The following is a 15,137-nucleotide window of genomic DNA, read 5'->3' as shown; positions in this document are numbered from 1 at the left end:
TCGCACGCCTTACATGCGGGTCAGGTGGTCGAGGTGTCCGCGCACCACCGGCACCGCGGCAGCCGCAACTCCGCGAAGCTGCGGCACGTCGCCGTTGCGGGCGTAATTCTCATGCAAGGCCAGGGCCTGGCGATGGCTGGTGAGCTGCTGGGCGCGATAGGTGGCATCGAAGTTGGACGAACGCGACAGCTCGTTCAGCATCTGCGCGTGCATGGGCACCATCTGGGCGGGCACGCCAAGCCCGGCGCTGGTTGCCGCGGCCTTGAGCTGCGCAGTGGTGTTGGTGTGATCGCGAATCATCATCTCCGCATGCATTCGCAGCATCGGCACCTGGGTCCGCTGCAATGCCATCCGGCTGCTTTCGATCTCGTACATGTCCGAGGATGCGGCCATGGCGACGAACGCCGGCGCGGCGCGCGGGCTCATGGCCATGCCGGGCGCGGTGGCGCAGCCGGACAGGCTCAGACCGCCAAGAGAAGCAACAAGAGCAAGGGAAGCAAGGCGACGCATGAGAGCACTCCATGATCGGTTGGGGGTGACAGCAACCCTCAAGCCGCGACCGGCGTTGAAGTTCCGTTCATCGCGCGCTCAAGTGCTTGGCGCCTACGGGCTTTCTAATCTATGTTGGAGCGATAATGAGAATCGCTGTCCTGCTCGCTGCCCTTCTCGCCGTGCCGGGCGTGGCCTCGGCGGCCGAGGTGTTCGCCGGCCTTCACGCGCATGGCGTCAAGACGCCGCTCAGCCTTAATTCGGATCGCGAAGGCGGGGCTGATGTCAGCGTGGGGCTGCGCGGCGTCGGGATCGGCGGCACCCTGTTCCAGCCTTATGTATTCGGCCAGATCAACACGGACGGCGGCACGAACTTCCTTGCCGCCGGGCTGTCGGCCAGGTTCGGCCGCGGCGTCTATGTCCGGCCAGGCGTCGGGCTCGCCATTCATGATGGTTCGGCGTCCAAGGTCGATCTTCCCGACCGCCTCGCGCTCGGCAGCCGCGTGCTGTTCGCGCCCGAGCTTGCCGTGGGCGCGCAGGTCACCGACCGCATCGGGGTGGAAGCGAGCTGGGTCCACTTCAGCCACGCACAGCTGGCGGGCAAGCAGAACCCCGGCATCGACAACGTCGGCGTTCGCCTGAATGTTCGGCTCTAGTGCGCGATCGTCAGGCCAACTGCCAGGCCAGCCACTGATCCGGCGATCGTCAGCCCGGCATAGGTGAGCGCCGTGCCTGGTGCGCGGGTCCACAGCATCACCGTATCCAGCGCAAACGCGCTCATGGTGGTGAAGCCGCCAAGCAGCCCGACGCCGAGCAACAGCCGCGCCTGCTCCGAGCCGCCGCTTCGGCCAAGCCAGCCGGCGAGCAGCCCCATGGCGAGACAGCCGACGATGTTGACCGCAAGGATCCCCCACGGGCTCGTCACCAGCCCGCCAAGGCACCAGCGCAGCAGCGCGCCGCTGCCGCCGCCGACGAAAACCAGCAGCCCGCTCAGGGTGCCCCGGCCTCGGCGCTCGCCGCCTTGCGGCTGGGCAGCAGGTGGAGGACGCCGACGATCACCGCGCCGACGATGATCCCGACGATCGCGCCGAACAGCGCGTTCAGGATCCACGCCCAGGCGGCCTCCCAGAACCCAAGCGCCGCCGCGCCCTTGTTGGCCAGCTCATGCGTGAAGTGCGGCAGCGCCTCGCCGATGTGCAGCACTTCCATGCCGTGGAGCAGGATCTGCCCGCCGACCCACAGCATCGCGGCGGTGCCGATCACCGACAGCGCGGCGAGGAGCTTGGGCACGCCCCGCACCAAGCCGCGCCCGAACGCGGCGATCGCCCCGCCCTTGGAGGCGAGGTGCAGGCCGATGTCATCGAGTTTCACGATCAGCCCGACCGTCCCATAGACCGCCACGGTGATCGCAATCCCGACCACCGCGAGCACCGCGGCTTCGAGCCACAAGGCGGTCAATTCCAGCGCCGCCAGCGCGATGACCATGATCTCGGCCGACAGGATGAAGTCGGTGCGGATCGCACCCGCCACCTGCCGTTGTTCCAGCTCAGCGGGGTCGTCGCAGGCGAGCAGTTCCTCTGTATCGTGATGATCGCCGGCGACCTTTTCCCACAATTTCTCCGCACCTTCGAAGCAGAGATAAGCGCCGCCGCACATCAGCAGCGGAGTGATGAGGTCGAACCCGATCCGCTGCCCCAGCCACGACAGAAACAGCGCGACCGGCAGGATGATCAGCAACTTGTTCTTGAGGCTTCCAAGCGCGATCTTGCCGATGATCGGCAGCTCGCGCTCCGGCGCCAGACCGGTGACATAGCGCGGGGTGACCGCCGTATCGTCGATGACGACACCCGCCGCCTTGGACCCGGCCTTGCCGACCGCCGCTCCGATATCGTCCATGCTCGCCGCGGCAAGCTTGGTGAGGGTGGCGACGTCGTCGAGGAGCGCGATAAGACCTGAAGGCATGGGCGCTCGCTTAGGCGAACTTGCACGCCGTGCGCAATTCGCGCATCCGCGCCGACATGCTGGACCTCGCCTTTCTCCGCCAGAACCGTGATCTCGTCGCCCGCGCGGCAAGCCAGAAGAATGTCGCGCTCGACCTCGACGCCATTCTTGCGCTCGAAAGCGAGGTGCGGGCCAACAAGACCGAGGTCGACCGCCTGCGCGCCGAACGCAATGCCATCTCGGCCGGCTTCAAGACCGCTTCGCCCGAGGAAAGGGCCGAGCTAGGCCGCCGCGCCAAGGAGGCGGGCGCCCGCGCGTCCGAACTCGAAGCCGGTATCGCCGAAAAGGAGACGGAGCTTCGCGACTCGCTCCTCCGCCTCCCGAACATTCCGTGGGACGGCGCCCCGATCGGCCCCGACGAGAACAGCAATGTCGTGATCCGCACCGAAGGCGCGGTGCCCGAGTTCGGCTTCACCCCGCGCGACCATGTCGAATTGTGCGAGATGAACGACTGGGCCGACCTCGGCCGCATCGTCCAGGTCTCGGGCAGCCGCCAATATTGCCTCAAGGGACGCCTTGCCCTGCTTGAGACCGTGCTGATGAGCTGGGCGCTGACCAAGATCGCCGGCGCGGGCTTCACTCCGATCACCGTGCCTGCGCTGGTCCGCGAGGAAGCCTTCGTCCGCCAGGGCCAGTTCCCTGGCCACAAGGAAGAAACCTACCAGCTTCGAAATGACGACCTGTGGCTGGCCGGCACCGCCGAGGTCGCGCTGACTTCGCTCCATTCAGGCGAGATCCTTGATCTCGGCAAGGGCCCCGTCCTCTACGCCGGCTACTCGCCCTGCTTCCGCCGCGAAGCTGGCAGCGCCGGGCGCGACGTCCGCGGCCTGCTGCGCGTGCATCAGTTCGCCAAGGTCGAGCAGTTCGTGATCTGCGAGGCCGATGAAGCCGTCTCGGCGGAATGGCACGCCAAGCTGCTTGGGCTCGCCGAAGAGCTGCTGACCGACCTGGAGATCCCCTATCAGGTGATCGAGACCTCGACCGGCGACATGGGCCTCGGCAAATTCCGGATGAATGACATCGAGAGCTGGGTGCCTTCGCTCGGCAAATATCGCGAGACGCACAGCTGCTCGACCCTGCACGATTGGCAGGCCCGCCGGGCCAACCTTCGCTACCGCGATGCGGACGGCAAGGTGCGTTACGCCCACACCCTCAACAACACCGCGCTGGCGAGCCCCCGCATCCTCGTGCCGCTGCTGGAGAACCATCAGACCGAAGACGGCCGCGTCCGCCTGCCAAAGGCGCTACAGGGACTGATGGGCGGCGAGTGGCTCTGAGCCGCGACGACACCAGGGCCCCGCCGGGCTGTCGCCGCCTCACCGAGGCGCTGAGCCTCGCCCCGCGCGTCCTCAACAGCTTCGGCCACCTTGGACCGCGCGGGCCGGTCGACGGTCCGCCGGCATTGGTCATCCCCGGCTTCGTCGCCACCGACCGAACGACCATGGAGCTTCGCCGCGCCTTTGCCGCCGCGGGCTGGCGCACGCACCCGTGGTCAATGGGCCTCAATCGCGGAGCGCGGGCGGATACGCTGGAGCGGCTCGAACGGCGGCTGCTCGAGATCGGAGGCGGCGCACCTGTGCTGGTGATCGGCTGGAGCCTCGGCGGCCTGTTCGCCCGCGAACTCGCCCGCCACCGTCCAGACCTCGTCTCCGCCGTCGTGACGCTCGGCTCGCCCTTCTCCGGCGACGTGCGCGGCAACAACGTCTGGCGCTTCTACGAATGGGTCGCAGGCCACCCCGTCGATAACCCGCCTGTCCCGCGGATCTCCGACAAACCGCCGGTGCCGACGCTTGCCTTCTGGTCGCGCCGCGACGGCATCGTCGCCCCGGCCTGCGCGCGCGGCGAGCCGAGTGAGAGCGACCAGCAAATCGAACTCACCTGCAATCACATGGCCTTCGGCGTTTCGCGCGCCACCACTCGCGAGGTGGTGCGCCAAACCAGCCGCTTCCTCGCCGAGCGGGGTGTCGCCTAGGCCTGCTGGACCGGGATCACCGCCAGCGTGATCCGCGACAGGCAGACGAGCTTGCCGCGCTCGTCGGTGATCCGGATCGTCCATACCTGCGTGGTACGTCCGATCGCCTCGGCAATGGCGCGCGCGGTGACGATCCCGTCACGCACCGGGCGAATGTGATTGGCGTTGATCTCTAGGCCCACCACCACCTTCTCGGCCGGATCCACCGTCAATGCGCCGGCAACGCTCGCCACCGTCTCGGCCAGCGCCACGCTCGCCCCGCCGTGGAGCCGCCCGAACGGCTGATGCGTCCGCCGGTCGACCGGCATGGTCGCTTCCAGCCAATTGTCGCCCCGCGCCGTGATCCGGATGCCGAGATGCCCCGGCATGCTGTTGTCGCCAAAGCTGGTGGCGGCGTCGAAGTCGATCTCGGGATGGTGCCAGATGCTCATGCGCGGCAGGCTAAGCAGAACCGCCGCCGCCGCGCCAGCCTCACGGCAATGGCCCTTCCAGCGCCGCCACGACCGCATCCATCCCGTCGGCGACGAGGTAGAGCGGCTGCATCGCATCATGCCGGTAAGGCGTCGCGGCCGCCGCCTCCGGGCTGAAGCGCCGCCTCTCGATTGTCGGGTCATCGAGGCTCTTCAGCGCTTCGCCAAAGCTCGACGCCAGCCCAGCGCCAAGGATGCGCACCGCGCCGTCCTCGCGCACCAGCCCGAACTCGATCGTATGCCAGTAGAGACGCGCCACCTTGTCACCCTCACCGACCGCGATCGCCTCCACACCGGTCTCGCCGAAGCGCTGCATGGCATCGGCCACCGCCTGGTCGGCCAGCATCGGCACGTGCCCGAACAAGTCGTGGAAGCAGTCGGGCTCCTCCAGGTAATCGAGTTCGGCCCGCGTCCGGATGAAATTACCGATCGGAAACACCCGCGCCGCCAGCATGGCAAAGAAGGCCTCGTCCGGCACCAGCCCCGCTACCGCCACACATCGCCAGCCCGTCAGCGGATGCAGCTTGGCATTCAAACGCCCAAGCTCCGGAATGCCGCCCTCGCCTAGGCCGACCTGACCAAGCCCCTCCTTGAAGCGGCGCACGATCCGCCCCGTCAGCAGCTTGGTCTGGCGGGCATAGAGGATGTCCCACGTCTCGTGATCCTCCGCGCTGAAGCGACTCCACCCCTGGTCCACCACATAAGCCTGCCAGCCCGGCAGCTGCGGATCGGCTTCGGCATGGTGGAAGGTCTTGAACATGGGTCTGGTCCTTGTGAAACGAACACGAAAAACCCCGCCGGGCAGTGGCCTGGCGGGGTGGCGAGTAACCGGTCTTCAAAAGACGCGCGTCAGCCGATCCCCACCTCGTGGAGGTAATAATAAGCGGCGATGGCGACGTGCGCGGTCATGGCTCCTTCCTATCCGCAAACCCGACTGAATGGAAGCTGGCCCTTTTGCTCGGGCACCAGCATACCCATGTCTCTCGCATGACGACGCCGCGCGACTTTCACGTGCACCTTTACTTCGATGCCGCCGAGGTCGACCTTGCCCGCGCCGTCGTGGCCGACGTGGCGGAGCGGTTCGGCGCGGCGGTCGGCCACTTCCACACTGGCCCGGTCGGCCCCCACCCGCGCGGCTCGGTCCAACTGACGGTCGCGCCCGACCGCTTCGGCGAAGTCGCCTGCTGGCTGCCGCTGCATCGTCGCGACCTTACCGTTTTCGCGCATCCCTCCACGGGCGACGATCGTTCGGACCACACGGAGCACGTGATCTGGTTCGGCCCAAGCGAGCCGCTCGCCACCGCCATGTTCGACTGAAAGGACCCAAGAGAATGACCGACGAAGGCAAGCGCATCGCCAAATATGCTGCCGTGGGCGCCATTATCGCGATCCCGGTGCCGATCGTCGGCCCGATCATCGGCGGCATCGTCGGCGCGGTGCTTGGCGCCAACAAGAACAAGAAGCTCCACGGCCGCCCTTACTGAGGCGTCCCCCTTCTCGCGTCGCAGTTTGCACGGAGAAACTCGCCGTGGGTCGGCATGTGCCCCGCGAAATGCGCGTAACTTCGGTGCATCTGCGCTAGCACATCGTCGACCCAGTCGGCCGGCGGGGTTGCAGCAATCGGCTCGCTCGCCGCTGGCGTGATGCCTTGCCCCAGCAGCACCGCGACCCAGCTCGCCGTCCCGAACAGCTCCCGCCCCCCGCGGAACAGCCGCCCTTTGGCGTTCCATAGCGCGAGCTTGCCCGCGAGGCTGTCCGGCACGGCCATGTCGCGGCAAGACTTCCAGAAATCGGAATCGTCCCGCCGCGACGCCTTGTAGTGGAGGATGATGAAGTCGCGGACGTCCTCGAACACGTCCTGCATCTGGCGGTTGTATTCGTCCCGCTCGACCGGATCGAACCGCCGGTCCGGGAACAGCGCCAGCAGCTTCTGAATGCCGCTCTGAATGAGGTGGATGCTGGTCGATTCCAGCGGTTCCAGGAACCCGCTCGACAGCCCCAGCGCCACCACATTCCCGCTCCACGCCAGCTTGCGCCGTCCGGTCGTGAACGAAAGCTGGCGCGGCTCCGCCAGCGCTTCCCCGTCGAGGTTCGCCAACAGCAGCGCCGCCGCTTCGTCCGCGCTCATGCGCGCCGAGGAATAGACGATCCCGTTGCCGATCCGGTGCTGCAAGGGGATGCGCCACTGCCATCCCGCCCCGCGCGCGGTCGAGCGGGTGAACGGGTCCGGATCGCCCGCCAGCGCGCAGGGAACCGCCACGGCCCGGTCGCACGGCAGCCAGTGCGTCCATTCCTCGTAGCCCGCCTCGAGAACTCCTTCGATCAGCAGCCCGCGAAAGCCGGAGCAATCGAGGAACAGCTCGCCGCCGATCTGCTCGCCGCTTGCCAACGTGACGCTCGACACATGCCCCGTCTCGCCGTCCTGCTCCCAGCCAGTGATCTTGCCTTCGCGCCGCACGACTCCGCGTTTCTCCGCGATGCCGCGCAGGAAACGGGCATAGAGCCCGGCGTCGAAGTGAAAGGCGAAATCGAGCTGGCTGAACGGCAGCCGCGCCGCCGCATCGGGCCGTGCGAAGCGCCCTTGTGCCGCCGCCACCGCGCTCATCGACCATTGTTCGATCGGCGGCATCTCGCGCCGCTTGGCGGCGCTCAGATAAAGCTGGTGAAAATTGACCCCGCGCAGATCCTGCCCATGTGGCCCGAACGGGTGGAAATAGCGCCGCCCTTGTCCGCCCCAATCGACGAACTCGATGCCGAGCTTGAACGTGCCTTGGGTCGCCCGCAGGAACTCGTCTTCGCCGATTCCCACCATTCGGTTGAAGGCCCGGATCGGCGGAATGGTGGCTTCGCCGACACCGACGATCCCGATCTCGTCCGATTCGATCAGCGTGATGCGCGTGCCCTGGGGCAATAGCGTCACCAGCGCGCTCGCCGCCATCCACCCGGCCGTTCCGCCGCCCACCACCACGATCTCGCGGATCGCGTCCGGCGGCAGCGCCTCCGTCACTTGGCCCCGCAAAGGGCGGCGAGCCGGTCGATCACGTCTGCCAAGGCACGATCCCGCTCCGTAACCCCGCCCGCATCATGGCTGGTCAGGCGGAAGTCGACCCGATTCCAGACGCTGGTGAACTCCGGATGATGATCCGCCTTCTCCGCTTCCAGCGCGACCCGCGTCAAAAAGCCGAACGCAGCCGAGAAATCCGCGAACACGAAGCTCCGCCACAGCGCACCGTCCCGTTCTTCCCACGCCATGCCCAGCCTCCAGCTTGAAAAGCGACCATGCCCGGCGCAAGGGACCGCTGACAAGGAGACATTCCCATGGCCACCGCCACGCTCGAAAAGGGGCCGCTCGGCCTCGACAATCCGATGGGCACCGACGGCTTCGAGTTCGTCGAATATGCCGCGCCCGAACCCCAGCTGCTGCGCGACCTGTTCGCCCAATTGGGCTTTCCGGCGGTCGCCAAGCACCGCAGCCAGGACATCACCCTGCACCGCCAGGGCGACATCAACTTCCTCATCAACGCCCATGACGAAAGCCATGCGGCGGACTTCTCCAAGGAGCATGGGCCAAGCGCGGTCGCCATGGCCTTCCGCGTCAAGGACGCCGCCGCGGCCCACGCCCGCGCGCTGGAACTTGGCGCCACCGACGTGACGGCGAAGGGCCTCGGCTGGCCGGCGATCGAGGGCATCGGCGGCTCGCTGCTGTATCTGATCGACCGCTACGGCGACCACGGCGACGCCTACGCCGACCTGTTCGACTACCTACCCGGCCACGAAGAGGCGATGGAGGCGAGCGCAAGCCACCTCACCTATCTCGACCACCTGACCCACAACGTCCGCCGCGGGCGCATGAACCACTGGGCCGAGTTCTACGAGAAGCTCTTCAACTTCCGCGAGATCCGCTACTTCGACATCGAGGGCAAGGTCACCGGCCTGTTCTCCAAGGCGATGACGTCTCCCTGCGGCAAGATCCGCATCCCGCTGAACGAAAGCCAGGACGACAAGAGCCAGATCGAGGAATTCCTTCGCAAGTATAATGGCGAAGGCATCCAGCACATCGCGCTCGGCACCACCGACATCTACGGCTCGGTCGACATCCTGAAGTCGCGCGGCATTCCGTTCCAGGACACGCCGGACACGTACTACGACCTGCTCGACGCCCGCGTGCCGGAGCATGGCGAGCCGATGGAAGAACTGAAGAAGCGCCGCATCCTCCTCGACGGTGCGCCGACCGAAGGCCAAGGCCTGCTGCTGCAGATCTTCACCCAGGAAGTGATCGGTCCGATCTTCTACGAGCTGATCCAGCGAAAGGGGAACGAAGGCTTCGGCGAAGGCAATTTCAAGGCGCTGTTCGAGAGCATCGAGCTTGATCAGATCCGCCGCGGGGTCATCTCGGCGGAATGACCGACGCCTTCATCTGCGATTACGTCCGCACCCCAATCGGCCGCTACGGCGGGGCGCTGAGCTCCGTCCGTGCCGACGACCTTGCTGCCATTCCGGTCCGTGCGCTGAAGGACCGCAATGCAGGGGTCGACTGGGCTGCGCTCGACGACATCATCCTCGGCTGCGCCAACCAGGCGGGCGAGGATAATCGCAACCTCGCGCGCATGGCTGGACTGCTAGCCGGCTTGCCTCACGACAGCGGCGGCGTGACCCTGAACCGCTTGTGCGGCTCGGGCCTTGATGCGGTGGCGATGGCGGCCCGCGCCATCCGCTCGGGCGAAGGCGACCTGCTGATCGCAGGCGGCTCCGAAAGCATGAGCCGCGCGCCGTTCGTCATGGCCAAGGCGACCAGCGCCTTCGACCGCAATGCCGAGATCTACGACACCACTATTGGCTGGCGCTTCGTCAATCCGAAGATGCGCGATGCGTACGGCGACGACACCATGCCGAGCACCGCCGAAAATGTAGCCGACGAGTTTAATGTCGGCCGCGAGGACCAGGACCTGTTCGCGCTGCGGAGCCAGGAAAAGGCCGCCGCTGCGCAAGCGAACGGCCGCTTTGCCGCCGAGATCGTCGGCGTCGACATTCCCGGCCGCAAGGGCGAAGTGACCACCGTCGACAAGGACGAGCACCCCCGTCTCACCCCGCTCGACAAGCTCACCGCGCTCAAGCCGATCGTCCGAAAGGACGGCACCGTCACCGCCGGCAATGCCTCGGGCGTCAACGACGGTGCCGCCGCGCTGCTGATCGCTTCGGAAGAAACCGCGAAGCGGTTCGGCCTCACGCCCAAGGCCCGCGTGCTGGGCTGCGCGGTAGCTGGCGTCCCGCCCCGCATCATGGGTATCGGCCCGGCGCCGGCGACGACCAAGCTGCTCGGCCGCCTCGGCCTTACCCTCGATCAGATGGATGTTATCGAACTCAACGAAGCGTTTGCCGCGCAGGGCCTCGCCGTCCTCCGCCAGCTTGGCCTCCCCGACGACGATGCGCGAGTGAACCCCAATGGCGGCGCCATCGCACTCGGTCACCCACTCGGCATGAGCGGCGCGCGCCTCGCCGGCACCGCGGCGCTGCAGCTCGAGCAGACCGGCGGCCGCTACGGCCTTGCCACCATGTGCATCGGCGTTGGGCAGGGCATCGCCATGGTGATCGAGCGGGTGTGATGCAGGCGATCTGGGACGTCCTCACCGAAGTCCCCGATCCCGAGATCCCGGTCGTCTCGGTGGTCGAACTCGGCATCGTCCGCGAAGTGTCGGCCGAGCGCGTCGTGATCACCCCGACCTACTCCGGCTGCCCCGCGACCCTGTTCATCGAGCAATCGATCCGCGCCGCGCTCGACGCCGCCGGCTATCGCTCCACGCAGATCGAGACGGTGATCAGCCCGCCGTGGACCACCGACTGGATCACCGCCGAAGGCCGCGAGAAGCTGCGGCGCTACGGCATCGCCCCGCCGGAGCGCTCGGGCGAGGTCCACTGCCCGCAATGCGGCTCGGCGGAGGTCGAGGAAGTCAGCCGCTTCGGCTCCACCCCGTGCAAGTCCCAATGGCGCTGCCGCGATTGCCTGGAGCCGTTCGACCGCTTCAAATGCCACTGAGCCTCAGCCGCACTGACCCCGGTGCAGCAATTTGTGGTCAGCCAGCACCAGCGCGACCATTGCCTCCACCACCGGCGCGCCTCGAATTCCGACACAGGGGTCATGGCGCCCGCCGATGCCGATGCTGCTGGTCGGCTTGAACGCCGCACGAAGGCGGATGGGGTGGCTGGTTGAGATGCCACCATCAATACCGCTCGACTGCATGGCAGCCAAGCTCGCCCGCCCGCTCGCCCGCCCGGCGGAAAAGCCTTCGCCGATTTCGACGCCCTTGACCGCATTGATCCCCATCACCGCGGCGGCGAGGTCGGCGTCGAGCTTGGCATAGATCGGCGCTCCCCAGCCGGCCGCCGCGCCTTCCGCGACACATTCGATGATCGCTCCGAGGCTGTCCTGATTGCTACGGGCTTCGTCCAGCAACGCTTCCCAGCGCGCTGGGTCGGCCTCACCCCCGATCTCCGCCACGCGAGCGGTGACCGTCACCTCGGGGATGACCAGCCGCGCTACAGCGCCCGCTGCCACCCGCATCGCCGTTTCGCGCGCACTCGCTCGGCCGCCGCCACGTGGATCGCGAAAACCGTACTTCCCATCATACGCCGCGTCGGCATGACCGGGGCGGGGCGGCAGGCCGGCATAATCCTTCGACCGCTGGTCGACATTCTCGATCAGCATCGCAATCGGCGTGCCTGTCGTGCGCCCCTCGTAGAGACCCGATAGGATCCGCACCCGGTCGGGCTCCTGCCGCGGCGAGACATTCTTGCCCGTTCCCGGTCGGCGCTGGTCGAGAAAGCCCTGCACATGCGCTTCATCGAGGGCGAGCCCCGGCGGGCAGCCGTCGACCACCACGCCGATCGCCGGCCCGTGGCTCTCACCCCAGGTCGTGAAGCGGAACAGGCGGCCGAAGCTGTTCCAGCTCATGCCGCCACCTCGTCGATCTTGGCCCCAATCCCCCGCATCGCCTCGCGGAAGGTCGGGAAGCTGGTGGCGATCATCTCGGCCTCGTCGACCATGATCGGCTGCTCGGCGGCGAGGCCAAGCACGAGATGGCTCATCGCGATCCGGTGATCGCCCTCGGTCCGGACGGTCGCCCCGCCAGCGATTTGCCCACCTTGAACGACCAGCGCATCACCCTCGGACCGTGCATGAATCCCGCACGCGGTCAATCCCTCGACCATCAGCGCCAGCCGGTCGCTTTCCTTGTGACGAAGCTCGTCGAGCCCCTCGATCCGCGTCTCGCCGCGTGCGCCGGCGGCGACCACCGCCAGTATGGGAATCTCGTCGACCATCGAGGGGATCTCCTCAGGCGTGAACTCGGCCCCGAACAGCGGCCCGAAGCGCACCCGCACGTCGCCGATCGTTTCCCCGCCGCGCCCACGGATATTGGCCATCGCCAGGTCCGCGCCCATGCGCTGCAAGGCCATCACAAAGCCGGACCGGTGCGGATTAAGGAGAACGTTCTTCGCCGTCACCTCGGACCCGGGCACGATGGCCGCCGCCCCAAGCGCAAATGCCGCCGACGAGGGATCGCCGCTGACCTCGACCAGACGCGCGTCGAGCGTACGCTTGGTGCCCAGCCGGATGAGTGGCCCGCTGCGCTCTACCTCAACCCCGAACTCGCCGAGCATGATCTCGCTATGGTCGCGGCTTGGCATCGGTTCGGCGATCTCGACCGGCTGGTCGGTGCCGAGCCCTGCCAGCAGCACCGCCGATTTCACTTGCGCGCTTGCCGGCACATTGAGGTGCGCAATCCCGCGCGTCACTGGTCCTTCGACCGTCAGCGGCAACCTGTCGCCGCCTGAGATCCGCACCCCCATCGCCTCGAGCGGCCCGGTCACTCGCCGCATCGGCCGCTTTGACAGCGAAGCATCACCGGCGAAAGTCGCTCGCACGCCCCGGCCGCCCGCCGCGCCCATCAGCAGCCGCACCGCCGTTCCGCTATTACCGCAATCGACCGGCTGTTCGGGACTTCTCCACGGCCCACCGATCACGCGCCACCGCCCCGGCCCAAACCGCTCGACCCTGATCCCGAATGCCCGCAGCGCCTCGGCCGTCGCCAGCACGTCGGCGCTTTCGAGCAGTCCGGCAATCACCGTCTCGCCCTCAGCCAGCGCGCCAAGGATCAGCGCCCGGTGCGACAGCGATTTGTCGCCGGGCACCTCGAAGATGCCGGAAAGCGGCTGGGACGAGGCGGAACGCAGTTTCAGGCGGCGTTCCGCTGGCCAAGGGCGGCAGCGAAGGCAGCCGTGACTGCCGCCGCCTGACGCGGGTTGAGCCGGGGATCGCAGGCGCTGGTCCAGCCTTCGCCTTCCAGACCCCCCGTCACCTCCGCGACGTCGTCGGGCGTCATCTCGAGGTGCAGTCCACCGGCATGAACTCCTTCGCTTCGGGCAATGGCGGTGAATGCCTCGACCTCGCGCACGGCATCGGCCAGCCGCCGGACCTTGCGCGGACCGCCGCGGCTCGTGTTGCCGTGCAGCGGATCGCTGACCCACAGGGGCTGGCGCCCGTCCTGGCGAAGCGCGCGCATTAACGGCGGGAGAAGGCTGTCGATCTCCGCACCCATGCGGACAATCAGCGTCAGGCGCCCAGGCTCCCGCACCGGGTCAATCCGATCGGCCAGAGCCCTAAGCTCATCAGCGCCGACCGCGCCGAGCTTCACTCCCAGAGGGTTCGCCAAGCCCATGGCAAAGGCGACATGCGCGCCGTCCAGCTGCCGCGTGCGCTCGCCGAGCCACAGCATGTGACCCGACCCGCTCCACCAGCGGCCGTTCTCGGCGCGGCGGACCAGCGCCTGTTCGTAGGGAAGCAGCAGCGCCTCGTGGCTGGCATAAAGCCCGGCCGGAAGCCGCCTGACGGTTGCCGCCGCATGCTGATAGGCTTGGGTGAGCCGTGCGGGATCGGGCTCCAGCGCGTCGCGGCTGTTGACGATCTCCCCGCGCCATACCCGGCCCTCGATCGTTCGCGGCTTGGCATATTGCCCGGCGATCCGGGCGACCCGCACCGCCGGCAGCGGCATCACGCCGGCCAGACGATCGAACAAGGCCGCAAGGCCCGCCACGTCCGCCTCGGCAAAGGTCTCCGCACAATCGCCGCCCTGAAGGAGCAAGGCGCTCCCGGCTGCTGCCTCGACCAGCTCAGCCCGGAGAGCCTCGACCGCCTCCAGCGTCACCAATGGCGGCGCCTCCGCCAGCGCCCGTTCGCTTGCGGCCAGCGCGGCGGCATCGGCATAGACCGGCTGCTGCGCCGCAGGCGACAAGCGCCAGAGGGCCGGATGCCAGCCGCCGCTCATGTCAGCCGCCGAGCGCCTTGCCGAGCTCGATCTGGCCCTGCTCCATCCCGCTTGCCGGCACGGTCGCGGTCTTGAGATCGCCGATCTCGCCCAGCTTGTCGAGGATCACCGATCCCGCCTCGAGATCGTCCAGCCCCTTGATCGAAATCCCCTTGGTGAGCGTGATCTGTGCCGCTTCGACCCCTTGTGCTCCGGCCGCGAGGATGGTGCGCGTCGGCGCGTCTTCGGCGACCAGCGCCAGCAGCGCGGGGCTGACATATTCGGGGCCGAGCAGCTCCAGCGCCTGGGGCGGCAGCAGGTTCTCGGTCATTGCCGTGCGCGCCGTCGGCGCCAGGCAATTGACCCGGATATTGTTCTTCGCGCCCTCGATGCTGAGCGTCTGCATGAAGCCGACCAACGCCATCTTCGCCGCGCCATAGTTCGACTGCCCGAAATTGCCGTACAGCCCGCTCGAGCTCGTCGTCATGACGATGCGACCGTAGTTCCGCTCGCGCATGCCGTCCCACACCGCCTTGGTGCAGATGACGCTGCCCATCAGATGCACGTCCATCACCAGCCGGAAGTCGTCCAGCGTCATCTTGGCGAAGCTCTTGTCGCGCAGGATGCCGGCGTTGTTGACGAGAATGTCGACCGCGCCGGCCTTGGCGACCATCTCGGCGACGGCCTCTTCATTGGTCACACTCGCGCCGAACGCCGTCGCCTGACCGCCGGCCGACTTGATCTCCTCCATCACGCTTTCCGCATTGGCGATATTCTGCGGAATGTCGTTGACGATGACCTTGGCACCGGCCCGTGCCAGCAGCAGGGCGTGGGTGCGGCCAAGGCCTCCCCCGGCGCCGGTGACGATGGCGGTGCGACCTGCAAGCGAAACGGCCATGTGCGATC

General features: G+C 67.5%; 19 protein-coding genes. 8 read left to right on the top strand and 11 right to left on the bottom strand.

From position 1 onward, the window contains the following. Positions 1-9: 9 nt before the first annotated feature. Positions 10-510 (bottom strand): DUF4142 domain-containing protein, encoded by a 501-nt coding sequence (locus ACP69Z_RS04630; RefSeq protein ID WP_426266362.1) that lies wholly within the window; start codon positions 508-510, stop codon positions 10-12. 125 nt (positions 511-635) lie between these two features. Between ACP69Z_RS04630 and ACP69Z_RS04625 the strand changes: the two genes are divergently transcribed. Next, complete coding sequence (locus ACP69Z_RS04625; protein WP_426266361.1) at positions 636-1,145, top strand: acyloxyacyl hydrolase; 510 nt, start codon at positions 636-638, stop codon at positions 1,143-1,145. Here ACP69Z_RS04625 and ACP69Z_RS04620 read toward each other — a convergent pair. Together ACP69Z_RS04620 and ACP69Z_RS04615 are read right to left on the bottom strand one after the other, a co-directional pair. Then, entirely contained in the window at positions 1,142-1,471 is a 330-nt protein-coding gene (locus tag ACP69Z_RS04620) for a fluoride efflux transporter FluC (RefSeq protein WP_426268046.1), read from the bottom strand. The genes ACP69Z_RS04625 and ACP69Z_RS04620 overlap by 4 nt on opposite strands. A gap of 8 nt (positions 1,472-1,479) precedes the next feature. Then, on the bottom strand, positions 1,480-2,451 hold the full coding sequence (locus ACP69Z_RS04615; RefSeq protein ID WP_426266360.1) for a DUF808 domain-containing protein: 972 nt from the start codon (positions 2,449-2,451) through the stop codon (positions 1,480-1,482). Positions 2,452-2,480: 29 nt separating this feature from the next. Between ACP69Z_RS04615 and serS the strand changes: the two genes are divergently transcribed. Next, positions 2,481-3,767 carry a serine--tRNA ligase gene (gene serS / locus ACP69Z_RS04610; protein ID WP_426266359.1) on the top strand — a complete coding sequence of 429 codons (1,287 nt, stop codon included), beginning with the start codon at positions 2,481-2,483 and terminating at the stop codon, positions 3,765-3,767. Then, entirely contained in the window at positions 3,758-4,462 is a 705-nt protein-coding gene (locus ACP69Z_RS04605; protein ID WP_426266358.1) for an alpha/beta fold hydrolase, read from the top strand. Before serS ends, ACP69Z_RS04605 begins: the two co-directional genes overlap by 10 nt. On the opposite strand, the gene ACP69Z_RS04600 is transcribed toward ACP69Z_RS04605, so the two are convergent. Then, positions 4,459-4,893 carry a hotdog fold thioesterase gene (locus ACP69Z_RS04600; protein ID WP_426266357.1) on the bottom strand — a complete coding sequence of 145 codons (435 nt, stop codon included), beginning with the start codon at positions 4,891-4,893 and terminating at the stop codon, positions 4,459-4,461. The two genes, ACP69Z_RS04605 and ACP69Z_RS04600, sit on opposite strands and share 4 nt — an antisense overlap. A 40-nt stretch (positions 4,894-4,933) precedes the next feature. Next, on the bottom strand, positions 4,934-5,692 hold the full coding sequence (locus ACP69Z_RS04595) for a phenylalanine 4-monooxygenase (RefSeq protein ID WP_426266356.1): 759 nt from the start codon (positions 5,690-5,692) through the stop codon (positions 4,934-4,936). A 227-nt stretch (positions 5,693-5,919) separates the two neighbouring features. On the opposite strand from ACP69Z_RS04595, the gene ACP69Z_RS04590 reads away from it, so the two are divergent. Both ACP69Z_RS04590 and ACP69Z_RS04585 read left to right on the top strand, forming a co-directional pair. Next, complete coding sequence (locus tag ACP69Z_RS04590; RefSeq protein ID WP_426266355.1) at positions 5,920-6,249, top strand: DOPA 4,5-dioxygenase family protein; 330 nt, start codon at positions 5,920-5,922, stop codon at positions 6,247-6,249. A 14-nt stretch (positions 6,250-6,263) separates the two neighbouring features. After that, positions 6,264-6,416, top strand: a complete 153-nt coding sequence (locus ACP69Z_RS04585; RefSeq protein WP_426266354.1) for a hypothetical protein — start codon at positions 6,264-6,266, stop codon at positions 6,414-6,416. Here ACP69Z_RS04585 and ACP69Z_RS04580 read toward each other — a convergent pair. Continuing rightward, entirely contained in the window at positions 6,410-7,939 is a 1,530-nt protein-coding gene (locus ACP69Z_RS04580; RefSeq protein ID WP_426266353.1) for a tryptophan halogenase family protein, read from the bottom strand. The genes ACP69Z_RS04585 and ACP69Z_RS04580 overlap by 7 nt on opposite strands. Next, positions 7,936-8,184, bottom strand: a complete 249-nt coding sequence (locus ACP69Z_RS04575) for a 4a-hydroxytetrahydrobiopterin dehydratase (protein ID WP_426266352.1) — start codon at positions 8,182-8,184, stop codon at positions 7,936-7,938. Before ACP69Z_RS04575 ends, ACP69Z_RS04580 begins: the two co-directional genes overlap by 4 nt. Positions 8,185-8,250: 66 nt before the next feature. Between ACP69Z_RS04575 and hppD the strand changes: the two genes are divergently transcribed. The 3 genes from hppD to paaD are packed head-to-tail and all read left to right on the top strand — an operon-like array spanning position 8,251 to position 10,966. Further along, entirely contained in the window at positions 8,251-9,336 is a 1,086-nt protein-coding gene (gene hppD, locus ACP69Z_RS04570) for a 4-hydroxyphenylpyruvate dioxygenase (RefSeq protein ID WP_426266351.1), read from the top strand. Continuing rightward, positions 9,333-10,535: a 3-oxoadipyl-CoA thiolase gene (gene pcaF, locus ACP69Z_RS04565; RefSeq protein WP_426266350.1), complete on the top strand. Its 1,203-nt coding sequence runs from the start codon at positions 9,333-9,335 to the stop codon at positions 10,533-10,535. Before hppD ends, pcaF begins: the two co-directional genes overlap by 4 nt. Next, the gene (paaD, locus tag ACP69Z_RS04560; RefSeq protein WP_426266349.1) at positions 10,535-10,966 is read left to right on the top strand and encodes a 1,2-phenylacetyl-CoA epoxidase subunit PaaD; all 432 of its coding nucleotides are present in this window, start codon (positions 10,535-10,537) and stop codon (positions 10,964-10,966) included. Before pcaF ends, paaD begins: the two co-directional genes overlap by 1 nt. Before the next feature lie 3 nt (positions 10,967-10,969). Here the strand turns inward: paaD and ACP69Z_RS04555 are convergent, their stop codons facing one another. Genes ACP69Z_RS04555 through ACP69Z_RS04540 form a run of 4 tightly spaced genes read right to left on the bottom strand, consistent with a single transcriptional unit; the run spans position 10,970 to position 15,129 of the window. Then, the gene (locus ACP69Z_RS04555; RefSeq protein ID WP_426266348.1) at positions 10,970-11,881 is read right to left on the bottom strand and encodes a chorismate synthase; all 912 of its coding nucleotides are present in this window, start codon (positions 11,879-11,881) and stop codon (positions 10,970-10,972) included. After that, entirely contained in the window at positions 11,878-13,161 is a 1,284-nt protein-coding gene (gene aroA, locus ACP69Z_RS04550; RefSeq protein WP_426268045.1) for a 3-phosphoshikimate 1-carboxyvinyltransferase, read from the bottom strand. Before aroA ends, ACP69Z_RS04555 begins: the two co-directional genes overlap by 4 nt. Positions 13,162-13,163: 2 nt before the next feature. Then, positions 13,164-14,252 (bottom strand): 3-deoxy-7-phosphoheptulonate synthase, encoded by a 1,089-nt coding sequence (locus ACP69Z_RS04545; protein WP_426266347.1) that lies wholly within the window; start codon positions 14,250-14,252, stop codon positions 13,164-13,166. A 1-nt stretch (position 14,253) separates the two neighbouring features. Next, positions 14,254-15,129 carry an SDR family NAD(P)-dependent oxidoreductase gene (locus tag ACP69Z_RS04540; protein ID WP_426266346.1) on the bottom strand — a complete coding sequence of 292 codons (876 nt, stop codon included), beginning with the start codon at positions 15,127-15,129 and terminating at the stop codon, positions 14,254-14,256. Positions 15,130-15,137: the final 8 nt, after the last annotated feature.

It is taken from the genome of Sphingomonas sp. LHG3443-2, from assembly GCF_049896405.1.
Classification (GTDB): Bacteria; Pseudomonadota; Alphaproteobacteria; order Sphingomonadales; family Sphingomonadaceae; genus Sphingomicrobium.
The sequence above is the reverse complement of the archived record's forward strand: the minus strand, read 5'-3'. Positions and strand labels throughout refer to the sequence as shown.

What these genes read in the sequence shown, in the direction of transcription:
- ACP69Z_RS04630 (WP_426266362.1), bottom strand. Translation starts at nt 510, where the DNA reads ATGCGTCGCCTTGCTTCCCTTGCTCTTGTTGCTTCTCTTGGCGGTCTG.
- ACP69Z_RS04625 (WP_426266361.1), top strand. Translation starts at nt 636, where the DNA reads ATGAGAATCGCTGTCCTGCTCGCTGCCCTTCTCGCCGTGCCGGGCGTG.
- ACP69Z_RS04615 (WP_426266360.1), bottom strand. Translation starts at nt 2,451, where the DNA reads ATGCCTTCAGGTCTTATCGCGCTCCTCGACGACGTCGCCACCCTCACC.
- ACP69Z_RS04600 (WP_426266357.1), bottom strand. Translation starts at nt 4,893, where the DNA reads ATGAGCATCTGGCACCATCCCGAGATCGACTTCGACGCCGCCACCAGC.
- ACP69Z_RS04595 (WP_426266356.1), bottom strand. Translation starts at nt 5,692, where the DNA reads ATGTTCAAGACCTTCCACCATGCCGAAGCCGATCCGCAGCTGCCGGGC.
- ACP69Z_RS04590 (WP_426266355.1), top strand. Translation starts at nt 5,920, where the DNA reads ATGACGACGCCGCGCGACTTTCACGTGCACCTTTACTTCGATGCCGCC.
- ACP69Z_RS04585 (WP_426266354.1), top strand. Translation starts at nt 6,264, where the DNA reads ATGACCGACGAAGGCAAGCGCATCGCCAAATATGCTGCCGTGGGCGCC.
- ACP69Z_RS04575 (WP_426266352.1), bottom strand. Translation starts at nt 8,184, where the DNA reads ATGGCGTGGGAAGAACGGGACGGTGCGCTGTGGCGGAGCTTCGTGTTC.
- hppD (WP_426266351.1), top strand. Translation starts at nt 8,251, where the DNA reads ATGGCCACCGCCACGCTCGAAAAGGGGCCGCTCGGCCTCGACAATCCG.
- pcaF (WP_426266350.1), top strand. Translation starts at nt 9,333, where the DNA reads ATGACCGACGCCTTCATCTGCGATTACGTCCGCACCCCAATCGGCCGC.
- paaD (WP_426266349.1), top strand. Translation starts at nt 10,535, where the DNA reads ATGCAGGCGATCTGGGACGTCCTCACCGAAGTCCCCGATCCCGAGATC.
- ACP69Z_RS04555 (WP_426266348.1), bottom strand. Translation starts at nt 11,881, where the DNA reads ATGAGCTGGAACAGCTTCGGCCGCCTGTTCCGCTTCACGACCTGGGGT.
- ACP69Z_RS04545 (WP_426266347.1), bottom strand. Translation starts at nt 14,252, where the DNA reads ATGAGCGGCGGCTGGCATCCGGCCCTCTGGCGCTTGTCGCCTGCGGCG.
- ACP69Z_RS04540 (WP_426266346.1), bottom strand. Translation starts at nt 15,129, where the DNA reads ATGGCCGTTTCGCTTGCAGGTCGCACCGCCATCGTCACCGGCGCCGGG.